The sequence below is a fragment of the Pseudomonas sp. GW821-FHT02H06 genome (assembly GCF_059421525.1).
Genome location: NZ_JBWKVD010000036.1, coordinates 1 through 8,525, shown reverse-complemented (window position 1 = coordinate 8,525; position 8,525 = coordinate 1). Strand labels below are relative to the sequence as shown.

The 8,525-nt window shown below is 62.3% G+C and carries 6 protein-coding genes; all 6 read right to left on the bottom strand.

What is annotated here, in order from left to right; translation table 11 throughout:
* Positions 1-511 precede the first annotated feature (511 nt).
* Positions 512-2,476 (bottom strand): acetyl/propionyl/methylcrotonyl-CoA carboxylase subunit alpha, encoded by a 1,965-nt coding sequence (locus tag AC07VF_RS26410; RefSeq protein ID WP_495010174.1) that lies wholly within the window; start codon positions 2,474-2,476, stop codon positions 512-514.
* Positions 2,476-3,327 (bottom strand): gamma-carboxygeranoyl-CoA hydratase, encoded by an 852-nt coding sequence (locus AC07VF_RS26405; protein ID WP_495010173.1) that lies wholly within the window; start codon positions 3,325-3,327, stop codon positions 2,476-2,478. Before AC07VF_RS26405 ends, AC07VF_RS26410 begins: the two co-directional genes overlap by 1 nt.
* Positions 3,328-3,344: 17 nt before the next feature.
* Positions 3,345-4,952: a carboxyl transferase domain-containing protein gene (locus AC07VF_RS26400; protein WP_495010172.1), complete on the bottom strand. Its 1,608-nt coding sequence runs from the start codon at positions 4,950-4,952 to the stop codon at positions 3,345-3,347.
* Between the two features lie 16 nt (positions 4,953-4,968).
* Positions 4,969-6,132, bottom strand: coding sequence for an isovaleryl-CoA dehydrogenase (locus tag AC07VF_RS26395; RefSeq protein ID WP_065990591.1), 1,164 nt, complete (start codon positions 6,130-6,132; stop codon positions 4,969-4,971).
* A 690-nt stretch (positions 6,133-6,822) separates the two neighbouring features.
* A complete protein-coding gene (locus AC07VF_RS26390) occupies positions 6,823-7,722 on the bottom strand; it encodes a hydroxymethylglutaryl-CoA lyase (protein ID WP_495010171.1) in 900 nt (299 codons plus the stop codon).
* Positions 7,723-7,776: 54 nt separating this feature from the next.
* The gene (locus AC07VF_RS26385) at positions 7,777-8,157 is read right to left on the bottom strand and encodes a MerR family transcriptional regulator (RefSeq protein ID WP_192173909.1); all 381 of its coding nucleotides are present in this window, start codon (positions 8,155-8,157) and stop codon (positions 7,777-7,779) included.
* Between the last annotated feature and the right edge of the window lie 368 nt (positions 8,158-8,525).

Sequence of the window (8,525 nt, the reverse complement as noted above, 5' to 3'; positions counted from 1 at the left end):
TGCCACCGACCGTTTACGAACGGACGATGGCCTTGAAACCACCTATCGAGGTGTCCGGAATTAGTTGACCACTACACTTCTCCATTTCTCACTGACTGCAGGCGATGCTCTTAGTGGGACCGGCTTTAGCCGGGAAGGGGCCAGTGTTAACACCCTTAATTTTGCGGCGTGACCACTGCCGCTTTCCCGGCTAAAGCCGGTCCTACAATTCGATTTCACGCCCGATCTCACTGACGCATTGTTTTAGTAGGACCGGCTTCAGCCGGGAAGATGCCAGTGTGCGCACCCTCAATGTTGCGGTGTGCCGACTGCCGCTTTCCCGGCTAAAGCCGGTCCTACATTTGCGTTCGCACACAATCTCATTGGACACACGAATCGTTGTAGGACCGGCTTTAGCCGGGAAGGGGCCATTGTGAACGCCATCGATTTTGCGGTGCGCCACCTGACGTCTTCCCGGCTAAAGCCGGTCCTACATTCGCGTTCACGCCCGATCCCACCGGGGTTTTGACATTTATTCAGCGGCCAACTCCACCAGCACTGTCCCTTCATTGACCATCTCGCCTTCAGCGCAATACAGCGCTGCAACCGTCCCCGCCGTGTTCGCGCGGATGCTGTGTTCCATTTTCATCGCTTCCAGGACCACCAGCGGTGTACCGACTTGCACCTGTTCGCCCACGCTGACCAACACCCGAACGATGCTGCCATTCATGGGCGCGGTGAGGCCGCCCTGGTGCCCGTGGCTGGAATCCACTTCGGCAATCGGGTCAACCTGTTGAATGGCGTGTACGTCGCCCTGCCATTGCAGGTAAAGCGTGTCGGCCCGACGAATTGCAATCGTCTGGTGACGCACCCCGTCCCGCTCGATCAACAGGCGCTCGCCGTTCAGCCGAACGCCTTGCTGCGAGTCACCACGCAGCACGATGCTCCGGGTTTCGGCGCCACACGCCAGGTGCAACGTCATTTCGCCAGGACCGCCGAGGCGCAGGCCGTTGGTGGTTGACCAGGGTGAATGGGCGTCGTCGGTTCTGACCGCCACTGGCGCGGTGCTCAGGTAAGCCCGCGCCGCCAGTTGCCAGAACGCCTCCGTCAAACCCTCAGCCGCTGGCAGCAGCTCCTCCTGATAGCGAGGGATAAACCCGGTGTCCAGTTCCGCTTCAGCGAAAGCCGGGTGCGCGATGATCCGGCGCAGAAACGCAAGATTGGTGCGCAGGCCGCCGATGGCGAATTCGTCCAACATCGCCAGCAGCCGCAGACGCGCTTGTTCGCGGGTCTCCCCCCAGGCGATCAGTTTGCCGAGCATCGGGTCGTAGAACGGCGAAACCTCGTCACCTTCCGCCACACCGCTGTCCACGCGACGTCCCGGCCCCTCAGTTGATTCGCGATACAGCGACAGCGTTCCGGTCGCAGGGAGAAAGTCGTTGGCCGGGTCTTCGGCATACAGTCGCACTTCAATCGCGTGGCCGTTGAGGGGGACCTCGGCCTGAGTGATCGGCAGCGGCTCGCCCTGGGCCACTCGAATCTGCCAGGCCACCAGGTCCAGCCCGGTGATCGCCTCGGTCACCGGGTGCTCGACTTGCAGGCGCGTGTTCATTTCCATGAAAAAGAAGTCGCCACGGGCGTCCAGCAGAAACTCCACCGTGCCCGCGCCGACGTAGCCGATCGCCTGGGCCGCGCGCACAGCCGCTTCGCCCATGGCCTGACGCATCTGCGGTGTCAAGCCCGGTGCGGGGGCTTCTTCGACGACTTTCTGGTGACGGCGTTGGATCGAGCAGTCGCGCTCGTTGAGGTACAGGCAGTGGCCGTGCTGGTCAGCGAATACCTGAATCTCCACGTGGCGCGGCTTCAGCACGTACTTTTCGACGAGCATGCGCGAGTCGCCGAACGACGACTGCGCCTCACGTTGCGCCGAGGCCAGCGCTTCGGCCAGGTCCTCGTCGCGCTCAACCACCTTCATGCCCTTGCCGCCACCGCCAGCCGTGGCCTTGAGCAGCACCGGATAACCGATGCGGGCGGACGCTTCGCGGAAGGTTGCGGCGTCTTGCGCATCGCCGTGATAGCCGGGCACCAGCGGCACGCCAGCGGTTTCCATCAGCGCTTTGGCCGCCGATTTGCTGCCCATGGCGTCAATGGCCGAGGCGGGCGGGCCGAGGAAGATCAGGCCGGCCTGTTCCACCGCGCGGGCAAAGCCTGCGTTTTCCGAGAGAAACCCATAACCGGGGTGGATGGCCTGGGCGCCACTGGCCTTGGCGGCCGCAATCAGCTTGTCGATCTGCAGATAGCTCTCGCTGGCCTTGCTGCCGCCGAGGTTCACCGCGATGTCAGCCTCACGGACGTGCCGAGCGTTGCTGTCCGTGGCGCTGTGCACGGCGACGGTGGTCAGGCCGATGGCCTTGGCCGTGCGCATGACCCGGCAGGCGATTTCACCCCGGTTGGCGATCAGCACCGAATTCAGCGGTTGTGTGTGGGGGGCGCTCATCAGTGCGACTCTCCTTGTGGGGCACGCAGGGCCTGTGGTGTTTGAGACAGCGTGCCGGGTTCGCCGCGCCAGGCCGGTTCGCGCTTTTGCAGAAACGCGCGCAGACCTTCCTGGCCTTCGGCGCTGACGCGAATGCGCGCAATGGCGTTCTCGCAATAGCGGCGCAGGGCAGGGGTCAACTCACCGTCGGCGACTTCGCGCAGCAGGTCCTTGCTGACGCGCATGGCCTGGGGGCTGTTGAGCAGCAGGTTGGCGATCCAGTGTTCCAGGTGCTGTTCCAGCTCGGCGGCGGGGTAACACTCGGCCAGCAGGCCGATTTCTCGCGCCCGGGTGCCTTCGAAGCGTTCGGCGGTCAGGGCATAGCGTCGCGCGTGACGTTCGCCGATGGCTTGCACCACGAACGGGCTGATCACCGCCGGGGCGAGCCCGATTTTCACTTCCGAGAGGCAGAACTGCGCGTCTTCAGCGCCGATGGCCATGTCACAACAACTGATCAGGCCCAGTGCGCCGCCATAAGCTGCGCCTTGCACCAGCGCCAAAGTCGGCGCTTTGAACTTGGCGAGGTTGTACATCAACTCGCCCAGCTCCCGGGCGTCGCCCAGGTTGGTGTTGTAATCGAGATTGGCCGACTCCTGCATCCAGGCCAAGTCGGCACCGGCGCTGAAGTGCCGACCGCGTCCGCGCAACAGCAGAAAACGCAGGCTGTCGTCCCGCTGCAACTGGTCGAGGGCGATGATCAGCTCGCGAATCATCTGCGCGTTGAAGGCGTTGTTTTTCTCCGGCCGGTTGAGCCAGAGCGTGGCGAACCCTCGTGGGTCGAGGGCGATGTCGAGGGTGGCGAAATCATTCATGGGGCGATTCTCTCGGGTCACATCCGGAACACGCCGAAGCGGGTCGGTTCGATGGCGGCGTTGAGCGAGGCGCTGATGGCCAGGCCGAGAATGTCGCGGGTCTGGGCGGGGTCGATGACACCGTCGTCCCACAGCCGGGCGCTGGAGTACCAGGGGTGCCCCTGATGCTCGTACTGATCGAGGATCGGCTGGCGCAACGCGGCTTCCTCCTCGGCGCTGAAGGTCTGGCCGCTGCGTTCGGCCTGCTCGCGCTTGACCTGGACCAGCACGCCGGCGGCCTGTTCTCCGCCCATCACACCGATCCGCGCGTTGGGCCACATCCACAGAAAGCGCGGGTCGTAGGCGCGGCCGCACATGCCGTAGTTACCCGCGCCGAAGCTGCCGCCGATGATCACCGTGAACTTTGGCACCTTCGCGCAGGCGACGGCGGTGACCAGCTTGGCGCCGTGCTTGGCGATGCCGCCGGCCTCGTACTTCTGGCCAACCATGAAGCCGGTGATGTTCTGCAGAAACAACAGCGGAATGCCGCGCTGGCAGGCCAGTTCGATGAAGTGCGCGCCTTTCTGCGCGGCTTCGGCGAAGAGGATGCCGTTGTTGGCGAGGATGGCGATCGGGTAGCCATGCAGATGGGCGAAGCCGCAGACCAGCGTGGTCCCGAACAGCGCCTTGAATTCATCGAACACCGAACCGTCCACCAGACGCGCGATGACTTCGCGCACGTCGAACGGCTGCTTGGCGTCTGCCGGGATCACGCCGTACAGCTCGTCATCGGCATACAGCGGCGCCTGGGGTGGGCGGGTTTGCAACTGGCCGAGCTTGCGCCAGTTCAGGTTGGCCACGCAGCGTCGTGCCAGGGCCAGCGCATGGTCGTCGTTGTCGGCGTAGTGATCGGCCACCCCCGAAACCTTGCAGTGTACGTCGGCGCCGCCGAGGTCTTCGGCGCTGACCACTTCGCCCGTGGCGGCTTTCACCAACGGCGGCCCGGCGAGGAAGATCGTCGCCTGTTCGCGGACCATGATGGTTTCGTCAGCCATGGCCGGCACATAGGCGCCGCCGGCGGTGCAGGAGCCCATGACCACCGCGATCTGGGCGATGCCCTCGGCGCTCATGTTGGCCTGGTTGAAGAAGATCCTGCCGAAATGCTCTCGGTCCGGGAACACTTCGTCCTGGCGCGGCAGGTTGGCGCCGCCGGAATCTACAAGGTAGATGCATGGCAGGCGGTTTTGCTGGGCGATGGTCTGGGCGCGCAGGTGTTTTTTCACGGTCAGCGGGTAATACGTGCCGCCTTTCACCGTCGCGTCGTTGGCGATGATCATGCATTCGACGCCTTCGACCCGGCCAATGCCGGCGATCAGCCCTGCAGCCGGGACGTCTTCGCCGTACACGTCATGGGCGGCGAGCTGGCTGAGTTCGAGGAAGGGCGAGCCGAGGTCGAGCAGGCGATTGATTCGCTCCCGGGGCAACAATTTGCCCCGGGAGGTATGGCGTTCCTGAGCTTTGGCACCGCCGCCGCGCTGAACGTGGTCGAGCAGGCTGTGCAGCGCGTCGAGCTGCGTGCGCATGGCGTCGCTGTTGGCAGCGAATTCCGGCGAACGCGAATTGATCTGGGTGTGCAGAGTGGTCATGGGGCCTCCGGCGCGGTCAGCGGGTTTCGTTGAACAGCTCACGCCCGATCAGCATGCGGCGGATCTCGCTGGTGCCGGCGCCGATCTCGTAGAGCTTGGCGTCGCGCAGCAGTCGTCCGGCCGGGAATTCGTTGATGTAGCCGTTGCCGCCGAGAATCTGGATGGTGTCGAGGGCAAACTGTGTCGCCCGTTCGGCGGCGTAGAGGATCACCCCGGCCGCGTCCTTGCGCGTGGTCTCGCCGCGCTCGCAGGCCTGGGCCACGGCGTACAGGTAGGCGCGGCTGGCGTTGAGCTGGGTGTACATGTCGGCGACCTTGCCCTGGATCAGCTGGAACTCGCCGATGCTCTGGCCGAACTGTTTGCGGTCGTGAATGTAGGGCAGCACCACGTCCATGCAGGCTTGCATGATCCCGACCGGTCCGCCGGAGAGCACGACACGCTCGTAATCCAGGCCGCTCATCAGCACCTTCACACCACCGTTCAGCGCACCGAGCAGGTTTTCTTCCGGCACCTCGACGTCATCGAAGAACAGTTCGCAGGTGTTGGAGCCGCGCATGCCGAGCTTGTCGAACTTATTGCCCCGCGAGAAGCCGTGCCAGTCGCGCTCGACGATGAACGCGCTGATGCCATGGGCACCTTTTTCCAGGTCGGTCTTCGCGTAGATCACGTAAGTGTTGGCGTCAGGGCCGTTGGTGATCCAGGTCTTGCTGCCGTTGAGGACGAAGCGGTCGCCCCGTCGGTCGGCGCGCAGCTTCATCGACACCACGTCGGAACCGGCGTTGGGTTCGCTCATCGCCAAGGCACCGACGTGCTCGCCGCTGATCAATTTGGGCAGGTAGCGGGCTTTCTGTTCGGGCGTGCCGTTGCGGTTGATCTGGTTGACGCAAAGATTGGAGTGGGCGCCGTAGGACAACGCCGCGGAGGCGGAGCCCCGGCTGATTTCTTCCATGGCGATGACATGGGCCAGATAGCCGAGGCCCGCGCCGCCGTATTGCTCATCGACGGTGATGCCCAGCAGACCCATGTCGCCGAATTTGCGCCACATGTCGGCGGGGAAGAGGTTGTCTTTGTCGATCTGTGCAGCGCGCGGGGCGAGCTCTGCAGCGACGAAGGCGCGCACCTGGTCGCGCAGCATGTCGAGGGTTTCGCCGAGGCCGAAGTTGAGCGTGGGGTAATTCATGAACTGCATCCCGTGTTGTTATTGGAGGGCTGTCAGGGGGGGAAGATGATGTGCACCTTTACGTTAACGTAAGCCTGCGGTCATGCTGATGTCAACGGGAACGAGGCATTGGCCCGGGGGATAACGGAAGGGGGAGAGGTTTACAAATGCCGGATAGCACGAAGGGGAGCCTGGGCTCCCCTTCAAGTTCGATTGCATGCTCGTTTTTATTGTTAGGTGGCCTGTTGTTGTTTTTGTCAGCCAGCCTCTTTTGCTTTTCTGAGCGACCCCCAAACGGGGCCAAGAGCAAACGTATTTTTTTGAGCGCTGATCCGCTTCGATCTTTCGATCCGACTGGTCTGGTAGCTGCCTGAACGCAGTTTTATTGTTCTCAGTCCGGTCATGAGGCCAGGGCCTCAAGTAGAGCGATCCACTCCAAAAAAATCAGTTAGCTGCGTCTCTGTCCGTGTTGTTCTTGTTATGTCAGAGCCGATACGTCTTGTTTTTATTGGGTTATTGCATTTGTTATTTTTGTTGTACGTAAGACATAGCAGAAGCCATGCCAACTTTAGAAAGGTCCCGGTTTTCGTGGTTTTGCGGACTTCACCGGCCTGGATTCATTGCTGAATCTGTCGCCAGGTGTTTCCGTGTTACCCGTTTCCCTGAACGCGATGGCGGGCAGGGTAACACTGTGTGACAACTTGTCGCACATCAGGCCGACAGACGTGCCTTCGCCACCCGCGAGCCGTTCGCCCGACCGAGCGTGTCGCTGATGCGCTGACCAGCGTTGATGAGTGTGTCCAGATCGATACCGGTCTCGATGCCGAGGCCATTCAGCAGGTAAACCACGTCCTCGCTGGCCACGTTGCCGGTTGCGCCTTTGGCGTAGGGGCACCCGCCGAGGCCGGCCACGGAACTGTCAAACACCTGAATGCCTTCCAGCAGGCTGGCGTAAATATTGGCCAGCGCCTGGCCATAGGTGTCGTGGAAATGCCCGGCCAGTTTGCCGCGGGGGATCTGCCCGGCCACGACCTCGAACAGCGTGCGAGTGGCCCCCGGCGTGCCGGTGCCGATGGTGTCGCCAAGGGACACCTCGTAGCAGCCCATGGCGAACAGCTCGTTGGCGACTGCCGCCACTTGCTTCGGCGCAATGTCCCCTTCATAGGGGCAACCAAGCACGCAGGACACGTAGCCGCGAACGCTGATGCCGTGCAGGCGCGCGGCTTCCATGATCGGCAGGAACCGGTCCAGGCTTTCGTTGATCGAGCAGTTGATGTTGCGCTGGGAGAACGATTCCGATGCGGCGGCGAACACGGCGACTTCTTTCACGCCAGCAGCGAGGGCGTCTTCGAACCCCCGCAAGTTAGGCGTCAGTGCGGCGTAGGTCACGCCGTCCTTGCGCTGAATGCCGGCGAACAGTTCAGCGGAGCCGGCCATCTGCGGCACCCATTTCGGCGAAACGAAACTGCCCGCTTCGATATAGCTAACACCGGCGTCGGCGAGGTCATGCACCAGCTGCAGTTTGTCACTGACGCTGACGGGGCGGGATTCGTTCTGCAGACCATCCCGAGGGCCGACTTCGACCAGACGCACACGCTGAGGGAGAGACATATCGGCATCGTTCCTGAGAGGTTTGACTTTAGGTGATTGGGTTATCTGGTTGAATCAGCTGGACATTTCCAGCGCGGCTTTGCAGCGTTCTTCAGCGGTGTCGAGCTCCAGCTGCATCTGCTGAATGTCCAGGAGCTGCTGATCCAGTTGAGCGCGACGCTCGGCGATTTTCTCGAGCATGGTGCTCAACTGTTTGTGATTGCCCCCAGTGGGGTCGTACAGACCGATGAGGTCGCGGCACTCGGCCAGGGAAAAACCGATGCGTTTACCGCGCAGTATCAGCTTGAGGGTAACCTTGTCACGGGGGGAGTAAATACGCTCCTGCCCGCGGCGTTCGGGGCTGAGCATGCCTTGTTCTTCGTAGAAACGGATGGTGCGGGTGGTAATGTCCAGCTCGCGGGCGAGGTCGGAGATGCTGTAGGTGGTAGCGGTCATGGCAGTGCTCGATACGGAAGGCATGGGCGTAACGTAAGTTGGGCTTTACGTTAACGTCAAGCGGCGTTATCAAACACTGGCCCTGCGTATGCCAATCGTAAGAGCGCGTTTTTGAGTGTAGGACCGGCTTCAGCCGGGAAAGGGCCAGCAGCCACACCGCACAATTGATGGTGTTCACACGGGCCTCTTCCCGGCTAAAGCCGGTCCTACAGAGACCGCGTCAGCAGCCACACCGCGAATTTGATGGCGCCCACGCAGGCCTCTTCCCGGCTAAAGCCGGTCCTACGAAGACTGCAGTGGTCTAATTTCCCCGGACACCTCGATAAGTGGAAAATACATTTATCGAGGAGTTCTACATGACCAGAAAG